15 protein-coding genes, 1 pseudogene and 1 riboswitch are annotated in these 20,119 nt (G+C 74.3%); of the genes and pseudogenes, 6 read left to right on the forward strand and 10 right to left on the reverse strand.

Annotation, left to right across the window (positions count from 1 at the left end):
• Positions 1-9: 9 nt before the first annotated feature.
• The 4 genes from AB0B01_RS00890 to AB0B01_RS00905 form a co-directional block, all read right to left on the reverse strand.
• Entirely contained in the window at positions 10-1,017 is a 1,008-nt protein-coding gene (locus AB0B01_RS00890) for an iron-siderophore ABC transporter substrate-binding protein (protein WP_361711642.1), read from the reverse strand.
• A gap of 92 nt (positions 1,018-1,109) precedes the next feature.
• The gene (locus AB0B01_RS00895) at positions 1,110-1,934 is read right to left on the reverse strand and encodes an ABC transporter ATP-binding protein (RefSeq protein ID WP_361711643.1); all 825 of its coding nucleotides are present in this window, start codon (positions 1,932-1,934) and stop codon (positions 1,110-1,112) included.
• The gene (locus AB0B01_RS00900; RefSeq protein WP_361711645.1) at positions 1,931-2,995 is read right to left on the reverse strand and encodes an iron ABC transporter permease; all 1,065 of its coding nucleotides are present in this window, start codon (positions 2,993-2,995) and stop codon (positions 1,931-1,933) included. The genes AB0B01_RS00895 and AB0B01_RS00900 overlap by 4 nt, the downstream gene beginning before the upstream one ends.
• On the reverse strand, positions 2,992-4,026 hold the full coding sequence (locus AB0B01_RS00905; RefSeq protein ID WP_361711646.1) for an iron ABC transporter permease: 1,035 nt from the start codon (positions 4,024-4,026) through the stop codon (positions 2,992-2,994). The genes AB0B01_RS00900 and AB0B01_RS00905 overlap by 4 nt, the downstream gene beginning before the upstream one ends.
• A gap of 141 nt (positions 4,027-4,167) precedes the next feature.
• Between AB0B01_RS00905 and AB0B01_RS00910 the strand changes: the two genes are divergently transcribed.
• Positions 4,168-5,058, forward strand: coding sequence for a (2Fe-2S)-binding protein (locus AB0B01_RS00910; RefSeq protein ID WP_361711647.1), 891 nt, complete (start codon positions 4,168-4,170; stop codon positions 5,056-5,058).
• A 531-nt stretch (positions 5,059-5,589) separates the two neighbouring features.
• Here the strand turns inward: AB0B01_RS00910 and AB0B01_RS00915 are convergent.
• Positions 5,590-6,429, reverse strand: coding sequence for a serine protease (locus AB0B01_RS00915; RefSeq protein ID WP_361711648.1), 840 nt, complete (start codon positions 6,427-6,429; stop codon positions 5,590-5,592).
• A 296-nt stretch (positions 6,430-6,725) separates the two neighbouring features.
• On the opposite strand from AB0B01_RS00915, the gene AB0B01_RS00920 reads away from it, so the two are divergent.
• Entirely contained in the window at positions 6,726-7,676 is a 951-nt protein-coding gene (locus tag AB0B01_RS00920) for a trypsin-like peptidase domain-containing protein (protein WP_361711650.1), read from the forward strand.
• Positions 7,677-7,691: 15 nt separating this feature from the next.
• Here the strand turns inward: AB0B01_RS00920 and AB0B01_RS00925 are convergent, their stop codons facing one another.
• Both AB0B01_RS00925 and AB0B01_RS00930 read right to left on the reverse strand, forming a co-directional pair.
• Positions 7,692-9,089, reverse strand: a complete 1,398-nt coding sequence (locus AB0B01_RS00925) for an FAD-dependent monooxygenase (RefSeq protein WP_361711652.1) — start codon at positions 9,087-9,089, stop codon at positions 7,692-7,694.
• Between the two features lie 299 nt (positions 9,090-9,388).
• Positions 9,389-9,547: pseudogene (locus AB0B01_RS00930) on the reverse strand (SDR family NAD(P)-dependent oxidoreductase); the annotation flags it as partial.
• Between the two features lie 139 nt (positions 9,548-9,686).
• Here AB0B01_RS00930 and cbiE point away from each other — a divergent pair.
• From cbiE to AB0B01_RS00945, 3 genes are read left to right on the forward strand one after another with little or no spacing between them, the layout of a single operon-like run.
• Entirely contained in the window at positions 9,687-10,982 is a 1,296-nt protein-coding gene (gene cbiE / locus AB0B01_RS00935; RefSeq protein WP_361711654.1) for a precorrin-6y C5,15-methyltransferase (decarboxylating) subunit CbiE, read from the forward strand.
• Positions 10,979-11,728 (forward strand): precorrin-4 C(11)-methyltransferase, encoded by a 750-nt coding sequence (gene cobM, locus AB0B01_RS00940; RefSeq protein WP_361711656.1) that lies wholly within the window; start codon positions 10,979-10,981, stop codon positions 11,726-11,728. The genes cbiE and cobM overlap by 4 nt, the downstream gene beginning before the upstream one ends.
• On the forward strand, positions 11,718-12,521 hold the full coding sequence (locus tag AB0B01_RS00945) for a cobalt-precorrin-6A reductase (protein ID WP_361711658.1): 804 nt from the start codon (positions 11,718-11,720) through the stop codon (positions 12,519-12,521). The genes cobM and AB0B01_RS00945 overlap by 11 nt, the downstream gene beginning before the upstream one ends.
• A gap of 91 nt (positions 12,522-12,612) precedes the next feature.
• On the opposite strand, the gene AB0B01_RS00950 is transcribed toward AB0B01_RS00945, so the two are convergent.
• Genes AB0B01_RS00950 through AB0B01_RS00960 form a run of 3 tightly spaced genes read right to left on the reverse strand, consistent with a single transcriptional unit; the run spans position 12,613 to position 16,111 of the window.
• Positions 12,613-14,109: a precorrin-2 C(20)-methyltransferase gene (locus AB0B01_RS00950; protein ID WP_361711660.1), complete on the reverse strand. Its 1,497-nt coding sequence runs from the start codon at positions 14,107-14,109 to the stop codon at positions 12,613-12,615.
• A complete protein-coding gene (locus AB0B01_RS00955; RefSeq protein WP_361711662.1) occupies positions 14,106-14,753 on the reverse strand; it encodes a precorrin-8X methylmutase in 648 nt (215 codons plus the stop codon). The genes AB0B01_RS00950 and AB0B01_RS00955 overlap by 4 nt, the downstream gene beginning before the upstream one ends.
• Positions 14,750-16,111, reverse strand: a complete 1,362-nt coding sequence (locus tag AB0B01_RS00960; protein WP_361711664.1) for a cobalamin biosynthesis protein CobG — start codon at positions 16,109-16,111, stop codon at positions 14,750-14,752. Before AB0B01_RS00960 ends, AB0B01_RS00955 begins: the two co-directional genes overlap by 4 nt.
• A gap of 231 nt (positions 16,112-16,342) precedes the next feature.
• Positions 16,343-16,421, forward strand: a riboswitch (cobalamin riboswitch).
• 53 nt (positions 16,422-16,474) lie between these two features.
• Between AB0B01_RS00960 and cobN the strand changes: the two genes are divergently transcribed.
• The gene (gene cobN, locus AB0B01_RS00965; protein WP_361711666.1) at positions 16,475-20,086 is read left to right on the forward strand and encodes a cobaltochelatase subunit CobN; all 3,612 of its coding nucleotides are present in this window, start codon (positions 16,475-16,477) and stop codon (positions 20,084-20,086) included.
• The last annotated feature ends 33 nt before the right edge of the window (positions 20,087-20,119 follow it).

A 20,119-nucleotide genomic window follows, 5' to 3' on the forward strand; every position in this document is an offset into this window, starting at 1 on the left:
CCTGTCGGGCTACTTGGGGGCGTCGACGCCGGCGGCCTTGGCGATGTCGATCAGCATCTGGTCGGCGGCCTGGACCCCGATGCCGGACATCCAGGTCTCGTCCGGGACGTTGAAGACCTTGCCGTTCTTGACGGCGTTCAGGCCCTGCCACACCGCGGTGCTCTGGACCTCGCTCTGCTTGGTCTTGGTCGGGTCGTCGGCGACGGTCACGAAGACCAGGTCGGCGTCGGCCTTGTTGATCTCCTCGGCGCTGACGTCGAGCATCGCCGCGTCGACGTCCTGCGAGGCGGGACGGGCGAGGCCGACGTCCTTGAGCACGGTGCCGCTGAAGGAGGCCTTCTGGTACAGGCGGGTCGGACCGGCCACGAAGCGCACGACCGAAGCGGTCGGGACGGTGCCGGAGTTCTTCTCCTTGATGGCCTGGCCGAGCTTGGCGGCGCGGGCCTGGTAGTCGTCCAGGGCCTTCTTCGCCTCGGTCTCCTTGCCCAGGGCCTGGGCGTACAGGGCCAGGTTCTCCTTCCAGGGCAGGCCGGTGGTCTCGGCGAGGACGGTCGGGGCGATGGCGTTGAGCTTGTCGAAGACCTTCCCGTGGCGGACCTTCGAGGAGAGGATGACGTCCGGCTTCAGGGAGGCGATCAGCTCCAGGTTCGGCTCCGTCATCGGGCCGACGTCCTTGGTGTCCTTGATCTTGTCCTTGAGGTAGTTCGGGAAGCCGCCCTCGGTCTTCATGTGCGGGGAGACCGCGCCGACCGGGGTGATGCCGAGCAGGGTGACGTCGTCCAGCTCGCCGCTGTCGAGGACCACCACGCGCTTGGGCTGGGTCTTGATCTCGGCCGTGCCGGCAGCGTGCTTGACGCTGCGCGGGAAGCCGGCGGCCGCCGGGGCGGCGCTCTGTCCGGCGGCGGGCTCCGCGCCGTCGCCGCCGTCCTTGCCGCCGCAGGCGGTGAGCAGGGCGCTGGAGAGCGCGAGGGAGAGGACGGCGACGGGCAGTCTGCGGGGACGAGCGGTGCGGGCCATGGGGTTCCTTTTCTGTGTTTCCGGGCAGGGCGGGGCACCGGGACCCCGATGTCGAGTGGGGCCCGGAGGGTGTGGGAGCGGGAAGCGGCGGGTCAGACGGTGGCGGTCCGCGCGCTGCGGGCTTCGGCCGGGATGCGGGCGCGCGGGATGACCAGCGGGGTGCCGGTCTCGGGATCGGGCACCACCTGGCAGGGCACCTGGAACACGGATTCGACCAGTTCCGCGGTCAGCACCTCCGTCGGCGGGCCGGCGGCGGCGAGTCTGCCCGCGTGCAGCACCACGACGTGGTCGGCGTACCGGGCGGCCTGGCCCAGGTCGTGCAGCACCATCACCACCGTGCGGCCGGCTTCGGCGTGCAGGTCGGAGACCAGGTTCAGGACGTCGAGTTGGTGGCGCAGGTCCAGGAAGGTGGTCGGCTCGTCGAGCAGCAGCAGTTCGGTGTCCTGGGCCAGCGCGAGGGCGATCCAGGCGCGTTGGCGCTGGCCGCCGGACAGCTGGTCGACCGGCTGGTCGCGCAGTGCGGCGGTGCCGGTGCGCTCCAACGCCTCCTCGACCGCAGCCTGGTCGGCCTTCGACCAGGGGGTCAGCATCCGCTGGTGGGGAAAGCGGCCGAGTCTGACCAGCGATTCGACGGTGATGGCCTCGGGGGTGACGGGCTGCTGGGGCAGCAGTCCCATCCGGCGGGCCAGGGCCCGGGCGGGCATGCGGTGGACGTCGGCCCCGTCCAGGGTGACCGTACCGGAGGCGGGGTCGAGGAGCCGGACCAGGCCGCGCAGCAGGGTGGACTTGCCGCACGCGTTCGGGCCGACGATCGCCGTCACCGCGTTGGCGGGGAGGGTCAGGTCGAGGCCGCCGATGATCTCCCGGCTGCCGTAACGCAAGGTCAGGTTCTGGGTGGCCAGCTGGTTGGCGGTCATGAGTCGTTCCTCTGGGGAAGCCGGCCCTGTCGGATCATCAGCCACAGCAGCCACGGCGCGCCGAGGGTCGCGGTGACGGAGCCGACCGGCAGGCCGTGGACGGGCAGTACGTGCAGGACGAGGAGGTCGGAGGAGAGCAGCAGGACGGAGCCGACCAGCGCGGTCAGCGCCAGGGTCGCCACGGTGGGCGGGCCGGCCAGCAGGCGTACCAGGTGCGGTACGGCGAGTGCGACGAAGGCGACCGGGCCGGTGAGCGCGGCGGCCAGCGAGGCGAGGGCGATGGTGAGCAGGAGCAGCCAGAGCCTGTCCCGGTTCGGGCGCAGGCCGAGACCTCCGGCGGAGTCGTCGCCGAGGTCGAGTACGGAGACCCGGCGGTTCATCAGGAAGGCGCCCGTTGCGGTCAGCGCGATCGCGCCGCCGGCCGCCCAGACCTCGGGCCAGCTGCGTCCGTACAGCGAGCCGGTGGTCCACTGCATCGCGGAGGTGGCGAGTTCGGCGGGGAAGCGCACGATCATCAGGTTGACCGCCGCGGCCAGGCCCTGCTGCACCGCCAGGCCGACCAGGACCAGCCGGGTCACTGCCATCCGGGAGCGCCAGGCGAAGCCGCCGAGCAGGATCGCGGCGAGCAGCCCGCCGCCCAGCGCGGCGAGGGGGATCATCGTCTGCGAGGCCCCGGTGGCCAGCATCAGGGTCGCGCCGAAGGAGGCGCCGCCGGTGACGCCGATGGTGTCCGGGGAGGCCAGCGGGTTGCGGAACAGCCGCTGCAGCATCGAGCCCGCCACGGCGAGACCGGCGCCGGCGATCAGTGCGGAGACCACCCGGGGCGCGCGGAACTGGCGTACGACCAGCACGTTGCCGGAGTCCCCCAGGCCGGCCAGCGCACGCAGCGCCTCCCCGACGGACATCTTCACCTGGCCGGTTCCCAGCGCGATGCCGGTCAGCCACAGCAGCAGTGCGGCCGAGACCGCGCACCAGGCCAGCGTACGGACCCGGGCCCGGGTCCGGGCACTGCGGCGGGCGGGGGCCGGCGCCGCCTCGGGGGCGGTGAGGGCGACGGTCATCGGGCGACCTTCCGGGCCAGTACGGCGAGCAGCGGCGCGCCGAGGAAGGCCGTCACGATGCCGACCTCGATCTCGGAGGGGCGGGCGGCCACCCGCCCGAGCACATCGGCGGCGAGCAGCAGGACGGGACCGGCGATCAGGCAGCCGGGAACCAGCCAGCGGTGGTCGCCGCCGAGCAGGGGGCGGACCAGGTGCGGGGCGGCCAGGCCGATGAAGGCGACCGGACCGGCAACCGCCACGGCGCAGCCGGCCAGCAGCACCACGGCGACGGTGCCGGTCAGCCGGATCCGGGACACCGGCACACCGAGCGACTGGGCCGTCTCGTCGCCGAGGGCAAGCGTGTTGAGAGCCGGGGAGATGGCGAAGGAGGCCAGCAGGCCCAGCGCCACGAAGGGCAGTACCGGAGTGAGGACCTCCAGGTTCCGCCCGCCGATCGAACCGGCCAGCCAGAACCGCGCCTCGTCCAGCGTGCGGTGGCTGGCGAGCATCAGCGCCGAGGTCCAGGAGGTCAGCACCACGGTCAGGACGGTGCCGCTCAGGGCGAGGCGGACCGGGTCGAGATCACCGCCCCGGCGGGACATCGCGAACGCGGCGACGGCGGCGGCCGCCGCTCCGGCGAAGGCGAACCAGAGGTACTCGATCGGCCGGTCGAGCCCCAGCGTGAAGATGGCGGTGACCACGGCGAAGCCGGCTCCGGCATTGATGCCGAGCGTGACGGGCGAGGCGAGGGGGTTGCGGGTGACGCCCTGGGCGACGGCTCCGGCCACCCCGAGGGCCCCGCCGACCACCAGGCCGATGAGCGTGCGCGGAACCCGAAGCCCCGTCACCACGTCGGCGTCGCCGCCGTGCCCGTCGCCGAGCAGTGCGTCGAGCACCGTGGGCAGCGGGATCGGACGCGTTCCGAGGGCGAGGCTCATGGCTGCGCACAGCACCAGCGCACCCGTCCCCGCGGCCAGCAGCAGCAGCCGCCGTACCGCCGGGGACCGCTGCGCCCCAGGGGCTGCGGAAGCCGGCAGATCGAGTTTCAACACAAGACGCAATATTAGGGTAGGCTTACCTAAATTCGTCAAGTCCCACGCCACATCGGCAAGTCGGCGTGCAGGATCACCCTACAGTGGTTATAAGGTGAGCCTCACCTTAGTCGATGTTGTCTGCCGAAGTGGGGAGCCTCCATGTCCGAGACGCAGCCGGTCCGGCCCCGCACCGTCGATGTGCTGGGCTGGACCTACCGGCGTCTCGCAAGCGGGTCCCCGAGCCTGCGCTTCGAGCTGACCCCCTCGGCACGGCCACCGGCGGACGGGCGTGACTGGATCAGTGCGGCCGCCTTCGACCGCCACCAGGAGCAGCTGATCGCCGGAGAGTCGGCCCGCATTCAGGCCGGGTACGACTGCGTCCCCCGCGGACACGTGGCGGCCGCCCGACTGCTGCACCACTACCTGTGGTCGGTCTGCCTCCTGGTCAGCGGACCCTGGTACCTGGACCGCAGAGTGCCCCGGATCCGGCCCGAGGACATCTGGATGGACGCGCGGACGGGCGACCTGGCCCTGCACCCCGGCGACTTCGCCTGCCTGCCCGGCGACCCGGCGGCCGGCCTGCCCGGCGACCCGACGGCCGGCCTGCCCGGCGCCCGGGTCCTCGCCGGGGAGGACGAGCTGCGGGCCGAGCTGCGGGCCGTCGTCGCCGCACACGCCACCCCGGTCCTCGATGCCCTCGGGAGCGCGCTGCGGCGCGGCCCGCGCGCCTTGTGGGGCATGGTCACCGACGAACTGGCCTCCGGCCTCTGGTACCTGGGCCGCATGCTCGGCGAGGAGGAGCGCGCCGTCCGGGCGGCCGACCGGGTGCTGCCCGGCGACACCCCGCCGTTCCCCGGCGCCGCCGCCTTCCGCAGCCTGCCGGGCACCGATGGCCGCAGCCACCCGACCCGCACCCGGCTCGGATGCTGCCTGTACTACACCGTCCGCCCCGGCAACGCCTGCCTCACCTGCCCCCGCACCTCGGACGCCGAACGCGTCCGGCGGCTGGAGGAGCAGCAGGCGCCGGCCGCCCCCTCGGCTGCCGCCTGACCGCCGCCCCGCCCGTACCCGGCCGGCTCCCGGACCGGTCCCGGGGCGGTTCAGTGGACGACGCTGAAACTGCGCCGGGGCAGGCTGTCCGGAGCCGTCGCGTTCGAGGAGTTGGTGGGGATGTACACCCCGTCGGCCCGGTCGAACTTCCTGCAGTCCGGCGTCCGGTACAGGTGACGTCCACCAGCGTGTGGTTCTCCACGTGGGCCGCACCCCGCGGCAGTCCGATCCTGTGGCAGCCCTGGACGGGCGTGTTCGAGTACGTGACCTCGACCGGGTCGTCACTCGCAGACTGGCGAGCCGCGCCCCGGAAGACATCCCCGGCGCGCCCGGCCGGATGACGGCCGAAGGAGGTACCCGGCGCCCCGGGCCCCGGCCGTGCCGCCGGCAGGCGTGCTGCGGCGCGGCCCGGCCCCGCCGGGTCGGGCTCCTGCCACCACCCGGACGGCCGTACGGGGCGCCGCCGCCGTGCACCGGCCGGGGCGGGCGGGTTGCCCGCCCCGTACGGTGCGCCCGCGGGCGGCGGACGGGTTACGGCTTGGGGAGGGTGCAGCCGGGGCGGTTCAGGTCGAAGACGTTGCCGGCGCCGATGCAGGCCACGATGGTGTACGTCTCCTGGGCGTAGTTGATGCCCTGGCGGACGGTCACGTTGCCGTTCGCGTCCACCTCGCACGGGTTGTTCTCCGTGCAGCGCTGGCCGTCCTCATTTCCCGTGTTGTTCACGGCGACGACCTTGCCGGTCGTGGTGTCGATCACCGGCGAGCCCGAGGTACCGCCGATGGTGTTGCAGGAGGAGGTGTAGCGGACCGAGTCCTTCCAGGTCCAGTCGCCCTCCTTGAGGCGGTAGGCGAAGCCGTCGATGTTGCAGCTGTAGATCCGCTTCCAGTATCCGGACACGACCTTGATGGCGGTGCCCTGTACGGGGTGGGCGTCGTTCAGGGTGAGCGCGCCGATGCCGTACTGGCTCTGGATCTGAGCGTACGTCTTGGTCAGCTGGTAGACGGAGATGTCCGTGTCCGTCATCGTCGCGTACGCGATCTTGCTCGCCCGCAGCGTGGCGACCCGCGAGCCCGCCGCGTTCAGCAGCGTGAAGGAGCGCGAGGACGCCCGGTCCTTGACCACCTCGCCGGGTCCCGGGAAGCCCGTCTCCAGGCAGTGCCCGTTGGAGAGGACGAGCGCCGGGTCGCTCGGCTGGGAGGTGGGGGTGCGGACGACGGAGCCGGAGCAGTTGCTCAGCGCGACCGTCCCGGCGAAGTTGACGGTGACGGCTGCCGCAGCCTTGTCCGAGGGCGGCGCCGAGGCCACGGCCGGGGCCGCCGCCGCTCCCATCAGGAACAGCGACAGCAAGGCGCCGACGAGAGGCTTCTTCATGTGGGGGTTCCCCTCTGATGACGATGCAACCGAAGATCCTCCGGTTGTCATGCGCATTGTTGGGATCCCGGCCTCAACTGGCAAGGGTGACAAGTAAGTTGATGTACGGCGCAATCCGGCCATCGTCCGCTCCACACGGACCCCGGCCGGCGCGGCCGGCGCCGGTCGGCGCCGGTCGCCGGAAGGGCGGCGGATGACCGGCGGACCGGCTGTGAGCACGGACACATTCCGACTCCGGAACCGGCGGCCCCGCCCGCCCCGTTGTCGAACGGGCAGCACACAGGCAGGAGCGGCACATGGTCACCAAGGTCCACCGGCGGACCGTACGCATCGCCGTACTCGCCGCCCTCGGCTGCGCCCTGCTGATCGGGGGCTCCGCATGCCTGTGGGAGCTGCGCGCCCTCGCGGCGTACACGGACGGCGGGAACCGGGCGGAGGGGAGCTACGTCCAGGACCCGGGCCTCGCCGACCGTACCGCCTCGGCCGTCCTGGACGCGGCGGTACCCGAAGGGGCGGCAGGCGAAGGGGCGGTGCGCACGGCGCCCGCGGCGCCGGACGGCACCCCCTGGCGGCCCTCCGAGCCGCTGGTGGCCCGGCCCGCGCCCGCCGAGCCCGCGATCGGGGCGCTGTTCTCCCCCGGCGACGACGGGGACCCCGACCACCACTGCTCGGCGAGCGTGGTCCACTCCCCCGGCGGCGACCTCATCGCCACCGCCGCCCACTGCGTGTACCGGCGCGGGCTCGGGTTCCGCACCAACCTGGCCTTCGCGCCGGGCTACCGGGACGGTACGGCCCCGTACGGCATCTGGGTGCCCACCCGGATCGACGTGCACCCCCGGTGGAGCGAGGACCAGGACCCGGACCTGGACGTGGCCTTCCTCCGGATGCGCCGTCCCGGCCACCCCGGCGAGCGCCTGGAGGACACCACCGGGGCGCAGACGATCCGCTTCGGGACCGGGCTCCCGGCGCCCGCGCGGGTCGTGGGCTACCCGAACACCGCCGAGTATCCGGTGGACTGCTCCAACACCGCCCGCGCCGCGGGGCCCACGCAGCTGCGGCTGGATTGCGCGGACGTACCCGACGGCACGAGCGGTGGTCCTGTGCTGACCGGCGGGCACACCCTGATCGGGGTGATCGGCGGTCGCGACGGCGGCGGTGACGAACGGACCTCGTACAGCAGCCGCTTCGGTGACGCCGTCCGCGGCCTGTACGAACGGGCCGCGGACGGCCCGCCGACGGCCCCCTGACCTGCCGGCGGTGCGCTAGCCCGCGGGCGGCACGTGGTGGGCGGGGTAGTCGGTGGTCGCCGGGCTGGTCGGGAGCCGCCACTTGGACAGGACCCGGACCACCGTGCCCGGACTCAGCAGGGTGTTCGGGGACGTCGACAGCGACAGCACCCCGAAGAACCGGCGGGAGATCGCCGGATCTGCATTGGCACCCACGATCACCCGGGACATGTAGGCCTGCAGCGCCCTGGCCACCCGGTCGGGCGGCGGCCCCTCCGTCTCCGGGTACCGCATGTCCTCGCTGGTGGCGATCTGCCAGGGCACGGCGGCCACGGCGGCGGTACTGCGCTGGATCCGGCGCGCGGCCCCGGGGAGGTCCCGGGCGGAGAGCGTACCCATCGCCCGGTCGAGGGCGTCCGCCGCGAGGGCGGCCACCGTCATCCCGTGCCCGTACACCGGGTTGAAGCGGCATGCGGCGTCACCGAGGACGACGAATCCGGTCGGCCAGCGTTCCAGCCGCTCGTAGTGGCGCCATTCGTTGGCGGTGCTGCGGAAGCCGGTGGGCGCGGACAGCGGCTTGGCGTCGCGGATGGCGTCGTACAGGGCGGGGCTGCGCAGGCTGCGCGCGAAGTCGAGGAAATCCTCGTCCCCGGTGGGCGGGGCGTGCTCCCCGTTGCCGATGAGGGTGACCAGCCAGCGGCCGCCCTCCAGGGGGACCAGCACTCCCCCGCGGGGGCTGTCCGGCCGGCCCTGTACGTACATCCCCTGCCAGCGGCGGGCGGGGTCCGGCGGGATCTCGTAGAAGCGGCTGGAGTAGCCGAGGTGGGAGTCGTAGCGCGTGACCGCGGGGGCCGGGTGGCCGAGGGCCGCGAGCCAGGCCGGGGCCCGGGAGGTGCGCCCCGTCGCGTCGACCACGAGGCTCGCGGCCAGCGGGCCGCCGTCGCGCAGCTCCACGCCGGTCACCGTACGGCCGTCCGGTCCGGCGCGCAGTCCGGTGGCCGCGCAGCCGGAGCGGACCTCGATGCGGCCGTCGCGCAGCACTTCCTGGCGTACCGTCCAGTCGAGCAGCTCGCGGCCGGCCAGCAGGATGCGCGCCCCCGGCACCGGCCCGAACCAGTCCGCCGTGCTCAGCCAGAGGAAGTCCCGCGGGGATTCGAGCAGGGCGGCACCGCCCGCCAGTAACGCGCGGGTGATGCCGGGCAGCAGCGCCTCCATCACGTCCAGGCCGCGCGACCACAGCACGTGGGCGTGCCGCGACTGCGGAACACCGGGCCGGAAGGCGGGCCCGGCGGCGGGGAGTTCGTCCCGTTCCACCACGGTCACGCGGGCGAACCGCTGCGCGAGCACCCGGGCGGCCAGCAGCCCGGCCAGGCCGGCGCCGAGGACCACCGCGTGATCGTGGCCTGCTGGGTGGTTGTCCATGTCGTCGTCCATGGCAGCGAGTGTCCCGGGGCCGCCGCGGCGCAGTTCAGGTGCCCGCCGGGGCGCCTTGGGGCACCCGGGGGCGGACGGGTTCACGGCAGGGCGCCCGGCGCGGCCGGCGAAGCGGCGGTTCTTCGCCGATCAGCGCGAAAGCAGTGGGTACGGGACGGAGGTGAGCTTCTCGGAGGCCCCCAGAGGCGTTCGCCGGACACGTCGTCCAGGGTCCACTTCGCCCGCCACGAGCGGGCGGGTGCGCCGCGCCAGCCGAGCCGCGGACCGAAGAACGCGTCGGGCCGGACCCCGGGCGCGGTGGCCCGGCCGCGGGCGGCGCTGCGGCAGGCCGGCACCACGTCCGCCCCGTGCCGGGCGAGCTCCCGGGCGGTCACGAAGCCGATGCCGCTGTTGGCGCCGGTGACGACGACGGCGCGGCCGCTCAGATCGGGGATGTTCCCGGCGTTCCAGCCCGGCATGACAGCTCCCTCGCGTCGGCGGGTTACCGAGGGTAGGCCACCGCTGTCCGGGGGTGGAGCCGCGGTCTGGTTCACCGGCCAGTAGGCTGCGGGTCCGCCCGCTTCAGCCGCCCCTTCCCCGTTCCCGAGGTACCGCCCAGTGAGCTCCGCACCGCCCTCCCCGCCTGTGACGGTCGTCGGCCTCGGCGCTGACGGCTGGGCCGGGCTCACCACCGCCGCGCGGACCGCGCTGGCCTCGGCCGAGGTGCTGATCGGCGGGCCCCGGCAGCTGGACCTGCTGCCCGCCGGGGACTGCGCCGGTGAGCGGGTGGCGTGGCCGAGCCCGCTGCGGCCGGCCGTACCCAAGCTGATGGCGGAGCATGCGGGGCGCCGGATCGCGGTCCTGGCCAGCGGCGACCCCATGTTCTACGGGATCGGGCGCGCCCTCGCGCAGGAGCTCGGCCCGGACGCCCTGCTGGTCCTCCCGCACCCCTCGTCGGTGTCGTACGCCTGCGCCCGGCTGGGCTGGCCGGTGGAGGAGACCGAGGTGGTCACGGTGGTCGGGCGCCCGGTGGCCCGGCTCGTGGCCGCGCTGTACGAGGGGCGCCGGGTGCTGGTGCTCAGTGCTGGAGCAGCGACCCCGAACGAGATCGCTGCTCTGCTCCGAGAGCGGGGCTTCGGGCCGAGCCGGATGCGGGTGCTCGAACAGCTCGGCTCCGAGCGCGAGGACGCGTACGAGGGCCGGGCCGACCGCTGGGACCACGCCCCCGGCGACCCCCTCAACGTGGTGGCCGTGGACTGCCGCCGCGACCCCGCCACCCCCCTGCCGCGGCTCGGCGCGACGCCCGGCCTGCCCGACACCGCCTACGAGCACGACGGCCAGCTCACCAAGCGTCATGTCCGCGCCACGACCCTGTGCGCCCTGGCCCCCGCCCCCGGGGAACTCCTGTGGGACATCGGCGGCGGCTCCGGCTCCATCGGCATCGAGTGGATGCGCACCCACCCCACCTGCCGGGCGGTGGCGGTGGAGCGCGTCCCGGGGCGGGCGGCGCGCATCGCCCGTAACGCGGCCGCGCTCGGCGTACCCGGCCTCACGGTGGTCACCGGCGCAGCACCCGAGGCCCTCGCCGGACTCCCCGCCCCCGACGCCGTGTTCATCGGCGGCGGACTGACCGCCCCGGGCCTGCTGGACGCGGCATGGGCGGCCCTGGCCCCGGGCGGGCGGCTGGTGGTCAACACCGTGACCCTGGAGTCGGAGGCCGTCCTCGCCGACCGCTACCGGCGCCACGGCGGTGAACTGGTCAAGCTCGCCGTCGCGCACGCGGTGCCGGTCGGCGGCTTCACGGGCTGGCGGCAGGCGATGCCCGTCACGCAGTGGTCCGTGACCAAGCCCGGGCCGCGGACACAGGACTTCACCGAAGCGACCGCAGAGAACGAAAAGGACCAGACGACATGACCGTGTACTTCATCGGTGCGGGCCCCGGCGCCGCCGACCTGATCACGGTGCGCGGTGCCCGGACGCTGGCCGCCGCCCCGGTCTGCCTGTACGCGGGCAGCCTGGTCCCGCGCGAACTGCTGGCCGAGTGCCCGCCGGACGCCCGCCTGGTCGACACCTCGCAGCTCAACCTCGACGAGATCATCGCCGAGTGCGTACGGGCCCACGCGGCGGGCGAGGACGTGGCGCGCCTCCACTCGGGCGACCCGTCGATCTTCAGCGCGGTCGCGGAGCAGATGCGGCGGCTCGACGCGGCCGGCATCCCGTACGAGGTGGTGCCCGGCGTCCCGGCGTTCGCGGCGGCGGCGGCCGCGCTGAAGCGGGAACTCACGGTCCCCACCGTCGGCCAGACCGTGATCCTGACCCGGATCGCCCAGCAGGCCACCCCCATGCCGCCCGGCGAGGACCTGGCCACCCTGGGCCGCAGCGGCGCGCTGCTCGTGCTGCACCTGGCCACCCGGTACGTGGACCGGGTCGTCGACGAACTGCTGCCGCGCTACGGGGCCGAGTGCCCGGTGGCGGTGGTGGCGATGGCCAGCCGCCCCGACGAGCTGATCCTGCGCGGCACGCTGGCGGACATCGCCGCCCAGGTGAAGGCGGCGGGCCTGGTGCGCACGGCGGTGATCGTGGTGGGCCGCACCCTCGGCGCCGAGCAGTTCCGCGACAGCCACCTGTACTCGCCCGAGCGCGACCGGCATGTCTGCTGAACCGGGCAGGTCCGCCGAACCGGGCACGTCCGCTGAACCGGGATCGGGGCCGCACGTCCTGATCCTGGGCGGTACGACGGAGGCCCGGCGCCTGGCGGAGGCGCTGGCGCAGGACTCCTCGTACCGGGTGACGACCTCGCTCGCGGGACGGGTCAGCGCGCCCGTGCTCCCGCCGGGCGAGACCCGCATCGGCGGCTTCGGCGGGCCGGCCGGGCTGGCCGGCTGGCTCCTCGCCCACGGCGTCACGCACGTCGTCGACGCCACGCACCCGTTCGCGGAGCGGATGAGTTTCAACGCGGCCGAGGCGGCGGCCCTTTCGGGAGTCCCGCTGCTCGCGCTGCGCCGCCCCGGCTGGACGCCGGGCCCGGGCGACTCCTGGACCTTCGCGGACTCCCTCGCGCAGGCCGCCGAGCTGCTGCCCGGCCTCGGCGGCCGGGCTTTCCTGACCACCGGCCGGATGGGGCTGCACACCTTCGCGCACCTCACCGACACCTGGTTCCTGGTGCGTTCGGTGGACCCGCCGGACGGGCAGGTGCCGCCGCGCCTGGAAGTCCTGCTCGCCCGAGGCCCGTTCACCCTGGAGGACGAGCGGGCGCTGCTCGCACGCCACCGGATCGACGTGCTGGTCACCAAGGACAGCGGCGGCTCGGCGACCGCGCCGAAGCTCACCGCCGCCCGCGAGGCCGGGATCCCGGTGCTCGTCGTACGCCGTCCGGCGGTACCGCAGGGCGTACCCGAGGCGGCAACGCCGTCGGCCGTGCTCCGGTGGCTGGGCGGCCCGGCCCGGCACTGAGGCCGGGGCGGTACGGCAACGGGTCCCTGGGCGGTACGGCAAGGGCCCGGGGCGGATCACCGCCCCGGGCCCCCACGTCCACACCGGCCGGTCAGGGGTAACGGCGCGGGGTCCAGGTCACCCTCGACCCGTCGGGCCGCTGCGTGACCTGGGTCTGCGAGGACCCGATCAGCAGGATCGTGCGCATGTCCACCTCGGACGGCTCCAGTTCGGCGAGCGTGACGATGCGCACCGACTGTTCCGGCCCGCCCACGTCCCGTGCGACGACCACCGGGGTGTGCGGGGCGCGCAGCTCCAGCAGGAGTTCGCGGGCCTGGGCGACCTGCCAGGTCCGGCTGCGCGAGCCGGGGTTGTAGAGGGCGAGGACCAGGTCCGCCGCCGCCGCGGCGCGCAGCCGCTGCGCGATGACCTCCCACGGCTTGAGCCGGTCCGACAGGGAGATGGTGGCGTAGTCGTGGCCGAGGGGGGCTCCGGCTGCGGCGGCCGCCGCGTTGGCGGCGGTCACGCCCGGCAGGACCCGTACGGGCACGTCCTTGTACTCGGGCTGCCCGGCGACCTCCAGGACGGCGGTGGCCATGGCGAAGACGCCCGGGTCGCCGCCGGAGACCACGGCCACCCGCTTGCCGCGGCGGGCGAGGTCGAGGGCGAACTCGGCGCGCTCCGACTCCACCTTGTTGTCGGAGCCGTGCCGGATCTGGCCCGGCTTCGCGGGGACGCGGTCGAGGTAGGTGGTGTAGCCGACGAGGACCTCCGCGTCGGCGAGGGCCCGCCGGGTCTCGGGGGTGAGCCACAGCGGCCCGGCCGGTCCGGTGCCGACCACGGCGACCTCGCCGGGCCCGGACGGCACGCTGCCGGGGTTGCCGATCCGGCTGGGCACGACGGCGACGGCGAAGTACGGAACGGTGTCCGGGTCGGTGTCCGCGAGGACGCCGGTCCGCTCCCCCTCCATGGTCGCGCGCTCGACGTAGCGGGCCTCGGCGAGCCGGCCGCTGCCCTCCATCGCCCGCCGCACCGCGGGGAAGGTGCGGCCGAGCTTCATCACGACCGCCGAGTCGGTGGCGGCGAGCCGGGCGGTGAGCTCCTCTTCCGGCAGGGTGCCGGGCAGGATCGTCAGCACCTCCTCGCCCTCCACGAGAGGGGTGCCGAGCCGGGCCGCGGCGGCGCTGACCGAGGTCACGCCGGGGATCACCTCGGCCTCGTACCGGTCGGCGAGCCGCTTGTGCATGTGCATGTACGAGCCGTAGAAGAGGGGGTCGCCCTCGGCGAGCACCGCGACGGTGCGCCCGGCGTCCAGGTGCGCGGCGAGACGGGCCGCGGAGGCCTCGTAGAACTCCTCCATCGCGCCCTGGTAGCCGCCGGGGTGGTCGGTGGTCTCGGTGGTGACCGGGTAGACCAGCGGTTCCTCGACGTGGTCGGCGCGCAGGTGCCGGGCGGCGATGGAACGGGCGATCGAACGGCCGTGGCGGGCACTGTGGTAGGCGATGACGTCCGCCTCGGCGATCACCTGGACCGCGCGCAGCGTCATCAGGTTCGGGTCGCCGGGACCGAGCCCGACCCCGTACAGGCGGCCCGGGGTGGTGTAGCTCATTCTTCCTCGCTCGCAATCGCGTTGACGGCGGCGGCCGCGATGGCGCTGCCGCCGCGCCGGCCCCGTACGATCAAGTGGTCGAGGGCGGAGGGGTGTTCGGCGAGCGCGTCCTTGGACTCGGCGGCGCCGATGAAGCCGACGGGCACGCCGATGACGGCGGCCGGGCGCGGGGCGCCCTCCTCGATCATCTCCAGCAGCCGGAACAGCGCGGTCGGCGCATTGCCGACGGCGATCACGGAGCCCTCCAGCAGGCCCCGGTCACGCCACACTTCGAGGGCGGCGGCGCTGCGCGTGGTGCCCATCTTGGCGGCGAGCGCGGGGACGGCCGGGTCGGAGAGGGTGCAGATCACCTCGTTGTCGGCGGGCAGCCGCTTGCGGGTCACCCCGCTGGCGACCATCTGCACGTCGCAGAGGATCGGTGCGCCGGCGTGCAGCGCGGCGCGTGCCCGCAGCACGACGTCCGGGGTGTAGCCGAGGTCCTGGGGCAGGTCGGTCATTCCGCAGGCGTGAATCATGCGCACCGCGACCTGGGCGACGGAGGCGGGCAGCCCGGAGAGGTCCGCCTCGGCGCGGATCGTGGCAAAGGACTGGCGGTAGATGGCCGCGCCGTCCTTCTCGTACTCGAACACTGTGTACTCGCTCATTTCTTCGCTGCGTCGTGGGAGGTGGTGCGGCGTGCGGCCGCGAGGGCCGCGGGAAGTGCGGAGAGGTGGACGCCGTGCTGCGGGGCGCTGTCCTCGGTGGCCACGTCGTACCCGGAGGGGGTGGCGACCACGTCGACCCAGGCGGTCCCGCGGGGATGTCCGCAGCGCCGTTCGCAGCCGGACCAGTGGACGGGGCGGGTACCGCGGGTCTGCTCCACCACGCTCCGCGCGTCGGCGCGGACGTCGGCGAGGGACTTGGCGCAACCGGGCCTTCCGGTACAGGCGGTGACGGTCTCCCAGGGGCTGCCGGGGCTCACCACCAGGCCGGCGCTCTCCAGCAGCGACCGGGCGGAGCCGGGCCCGTCCGGGGGCCCTTCGAGCGGGGCGCCGGGGAGGACGTCGGGCGAGGCGCCGGGCAGGGCGTCGGGCAGGACGATGCTGCGCCAGGGGGTGATCCGCAGGCTGCGTCCGCCCCGGTCGGCGACCTGGACCAGCTCCCGCCACTGAGCGGTGGTCAGACGCCCGAGCGGGGGCAGAACGCACAGCGCGGCCCGGTCGCCGGCGCCGGTCCGCCCGGGGCGGGGCGGGGCGGCGTACGGCCAGACGGGGTCGGCCGTACGGCTCGCCCCGATACCGGCGGCGGCGAGCCGCAGTACGAACGCGTCAGCACGCAGGGCGTGTTCGGGGGGCAGCTCGGAGACCCGCCAGGCGCGGTTGCCGGCCGCTTCGGCGGTGTCGAGGAAGTGGAGGGCGGCGAGCAGCGCCGCCCGGGGTGCGTCGGCCGCGGCCAGTTCCACCGCGTCAGCGGCGCGGCCGAGGCGGAGCAGGGCCCGGCCGCCGGGCCGGGCGAGCACGGTGATGTCGGGGCCCAGCGCGGCGACGTCCCCGCGGCCGTCGTCGAAGGCGAACAGGAACCGCCCGGACAGGGCGGTGGCCCGTGCGCTCGCGCACAGCAGCCGGTCCAGTTCCCCGGCCCAGGGCAGTACGTCGGGCCGGCCGGATCCGTCCAGTCCGGACAGGGGGGTGGCCACGATGTTGCGGATCCGCTCGTGGCCGGGTGCGGGCAGCAGACCGGCGGCGTCCAGCAACGCCGCCAGCCCGGCGCCGCATTGGTCGGCCAGCCCGCGCAGCTGGACGTTGCCGCGGGAGGTGAGCTCCAGGTGCCCGTCGCCGAACCGGTCGGCGGCGAGGGCGAGCCGGGACGCCTGGTCGGCGGTGAGCAGGCCGGCCGGTATCCGGATGCGGGCCAGGAACCCGTCGTCCGCGGCGTGCAGCCGCAGCGCGCCGGGGCAGGCGTCGCCGCGGTCGCGTATGACGGGTTCGTCCCGCGATGCGGCGGAGGGGGGCTGGGGCGGCATGGCGGCGAGCATACCCACGATTGCCGCACCCCGACCTGTGGCCGTCGCCACCCACCCCTTCCGCCCCCACCTGCCCGAATCCCACCCCGGGTCCCACCCCGGGCGCACGCCTGCGCTTCCGGGCGCCCCGGGTGCGCCCCGGTGACCCCCGCTCCCGGCCGGTGGCCCGGCCACCTAAGATGACCACCGGCGGAGCCACCTGGCCCGTCATCGCCGAGGACGGCGACATGGGAGGAAGCCCGGTGCGAATCCGGCGCGGTCCCGCCACTGTGAACCCGGCAGAGCCATCCGCCGGGTGAGTCAGGAACTCCCGCTGTCCTCACTGCCCGGGGCGCGGAAACCCCGAGGAAGGCCTGCCGCCGCATGATCCTGCTGCTGTCGACGTCCGACACCGATCTGCTCAGCGCCCGCGCCGCCGCGGACGGCCCCGTCCCGTACCGCTTCGCGAACCCCTCCCGCCTTCCCCTCGACGACCTGCCCGGCCTGCTCGACGGCGTCGACCTGGTCGTCGTCCGCCTCCTCGGCGGCCTGCGCGCCTGGCAGGACGGGCTCGACTTGCTCCTCGCCCCGGGCCAGCACCGCCCCGTCGTGGTCCTGACCGGCGAACAGGCCCCGGACGCACAGCTGATGGAGGCCTCCACGGTCCCGATCGGCATCGCGGCCGAGGCCCACGCCTACCTCGCGCACGGCGGTCCGGCCAACCTCGACCAGCTGGCCCGGTTCCTCTCCGACACCGTGCTGCTCACCGGCCATGGCTTCGAGCCGCCCGCCGCGGCGCCCACCTGGGGACACCTGGAGCGCACGCCCGTACGCCCGTACGGCCCGCGCATCGCCGTCCTCTACTACCGCGCCCACCAGATGAGCGGCAACACCGCCTTCGTGCACGCCCTGTGCGACGCGATCGTCGAGAGCGGCGGCACGCCCGCGCCCCTGTACGTCTCCTCCCTGCGCACCCCGGAACCGGAGCTGCTGGCCGAGCTGGAGTCCGCGGACGCGATCATCACCACCGTGCTCGCGGCCGGCGGCACCCGCCCGGCGACCGCCTCCGCGGGCGGCGACGACGAGTCCTGGGACGCGGGCGCGCTCGCCGCGCTCGGCGTGCCGATCCTCCAGGCCCTGTGCCTGACCGGTTCGCGCAGCGCCTGGGAGGAGAACGACGAGGGCCTGTCGCCGCTCGACGCCGCGACCCAGGTCGCCGTGCCCGAGTTCGACGGCCGGCTCATCACCGTCCCGTTCTCCTTCAAGGAGTTCGACGAGGACGGCCTGCCCGCGTACGTGGCCGACCCCGAGCGGGCCGCCCGGGTCGCGGGGATCGCCGTACGGCACGCCCGGCTGCGGCACATCGAGCGCCGTGACAAGAAGATCGCGCTCGTGCTGTCGGCGTACCCGACCAAGCACTCCCGCATCGGCAACGCGGTCGGCCTCGACACCCCGGCCAGCGCGGTGGAGCTGCTGCGCACGCTCATCGCGGGCGGTTACGACTTCGGCCCCGTCGAGGACATCCCGGGCGTGGTCTCCGGCGACGGCGACGAGCTGATCCGCGCCCTGATCGAGGCCGGCGGCCACGACCAGGACTGGCTGACCGAGGAGCAGCTGGCCCGCAACCCGGTCCGGATCCCGGCCGCCGACTACAAGCGGTGGTTCGCCGAACTCCCGGCCGAGCTGCGCGAGAGCGTCGAGCGGCACTGGGGCGAGGCCCCGGGCAACATGTTCGTCGACCGCTCCGCCAACCCCGAGGGGGACATCGTCCTCGCGGCCCTGCGCCGCGGGAACCTCCTCATCCTGATCCAGCCGCCGCGCGGTTTCGGCGAGAACCCGATCGCGATCTACCACGACCCGGACCTGCCGCCCTCGCACCACTACCTGGCCGCGTACCGCTGGATCCAGGCGCGCGCGGAGGACGGCGGTTTCGGCGCCGACGCGATGATCCACCTGGGCAAGCACGGCAACCTGGAGTGGCTGCCGGGCAAGAACGCCGGCCTGTCCGCGGCCTGCGCCCCGGACGCCGCGCTCGGCGACCTGCCCCTGGTCTACCCCTTCCTCGTCAACGACCCGGGCGAGGGCACCCAGGCCAAGCGCCGTGTGCACGCGACCCTCGTCGACCACCTGGTCCCGCCGATGGCGCGCGCGGAGTCGTACGGCGACATCGCCCGCCTCGAACAGCACCTGGACGAGTACGCGCAGATCAGCGCCATGGACCCGGCGAAGCTCCCGGCGATCCGCGCGCAGATCTGGACCCTGATCCAGGCCGCGAAGCTCGACCACGACCTGGGCCTCGAAGAGCGCCCGGACGACGACGGCTTCGACGACTTCCTGCTGCACGTCGACGGCTGGCTGTGCGAGGTCAAGGACGCCCAGATCCGCGACGGCCTGCACGTCCTGGGCGGCGCCCCGACGGGCGAGGCCCGGGTGAACCTGGTCCTCGCGATCCTGCGCGCCCGCCAGATCTGGGGCGGTACGACGGCCCTGCCCGGCCTGCGCGAGGCGCTGGGCCTGGACGAGTCCGCGGCCACCCGCACCTCGGCCGATGCGGTGGAGGAGCAGGCCCGGGCCCTGGTCCAGGCGATGGAGGACGCGGACTGGGCCCCGCAGGCAGTGGCTTCGGTCGCGGCGGGTCACGGGGAGGACGTGGCGGCCGTACTGGACTTCGCGGCGCGCGAGGTGGTTCCCCGCCTGGCGGGCACGACGGACGAGATCGCGCACGTGGTGGCCGCCCTGGACGGCCGGTTCATCCCGGCCGGCCCCTCCGGCTCCCCGCTGCGCGGCCTGGTCAACGTCCTGCCGACGGGCCGCAACTTCTACTCGGTGGACCCGAAGGCGGTCCCGTCGCGTCTCGCGTGGGAGACGGGCCAGGCGCTCGCCGAGTCCCTCCTGACCCGCTACCGCACGGACAACGGCGAGTGGCCGGCCTCCGTCGGCCTGTCCCTGTGGGGCACGAGCGCGATGCGCACGGCGGGCGACGACGTGGCCGAAGCCCTCGCCCTGCTGGGCATCCGCCCGGTCTGGGACGAGGCCTCGCGCCGGGTGACGGGCCTCGAAGCGATCCCGCTCGACGAGCTGGCCCGCCCCCGGATCGACGTCACCCTGCGCATCTCGGGCTTCTTCCGCGACGCGTTCCCGCACGTGATCGGCCTGCTGGACGACGCGGTACGGCTGGCAGCCTCGCTCGACGAGCCCGCGGACCAGAACTTCGTCCGGGCCCACGCCCAGGCCGACCTGGCCGAGCACGGCGACGAGCGCCGGGCCACCACCCGCATCTTCGGCTCCCGCCCGGGCACGTACGGCGCCGGCATCCTCCAGCTGATCGACTCCCGCGACTGGCGTACGGACGCCGACCTCGCGGAGGTCTACACGGTGTGGGGCGGCTACGCGTACGGCCGCGGCCTGGAGGGCCGCCCGGCCCGCGCCGAGATGGAATCGGCGTACAAGCGGATCACGGTGGCCGCGAAGAACACGGACACCCGCGAGCACGACATCGCCGACTCGGACGACTACTTCCAGTACCACGGCGGCATGGTGGCCACGGTCCGCGCCCTGCGCGGCACGGCCCCGGAGGCGTACATCGGCGACTCCACCCGCCCGGAGACGGTCAAGACCCGCACCCTGGTCGAGGAGACCTCGCGCGTCTTCCGCGCCCGGGTGGTCAACCCCAAGTGGATCGAGGCGATGCGCCGCCACGGCTACAAGGGCGCCTTCGAACTGGCGGCGACGGTGGACTACCTCTTCGGCTACGACGCCACGACGGGCGTGGTCGCGGACTGGATGTACGACAAGCTGACGCAGACGTACGTCCTGGACCCGGAGAACCGAGCCTTCCTGGAGGAGGCGAACCCCTGGGCCCTGCACGGCATCGCGGAACGCCTCCTGGAGGCCGAGTCCCGCGGCATGTGGGAAAAGCCGGACCCCCAGACCCTCGAAGCCCTCCGCCAGGTCTACCTGGACACGGAGGGCAACCTGGAGGGCGAGGCGGAGTAGTCCCCGCCCCAGCACACAGAACGGCGCCCGGCC

The organism is Streptomyces sp. NPDC044571, from assembly GCF_040647115.1.
Lineage (GTDB): Bacteria > Actinomycetota > Actinomycetes > Streptomycetales > Streptomycetaceae > Streptomyces.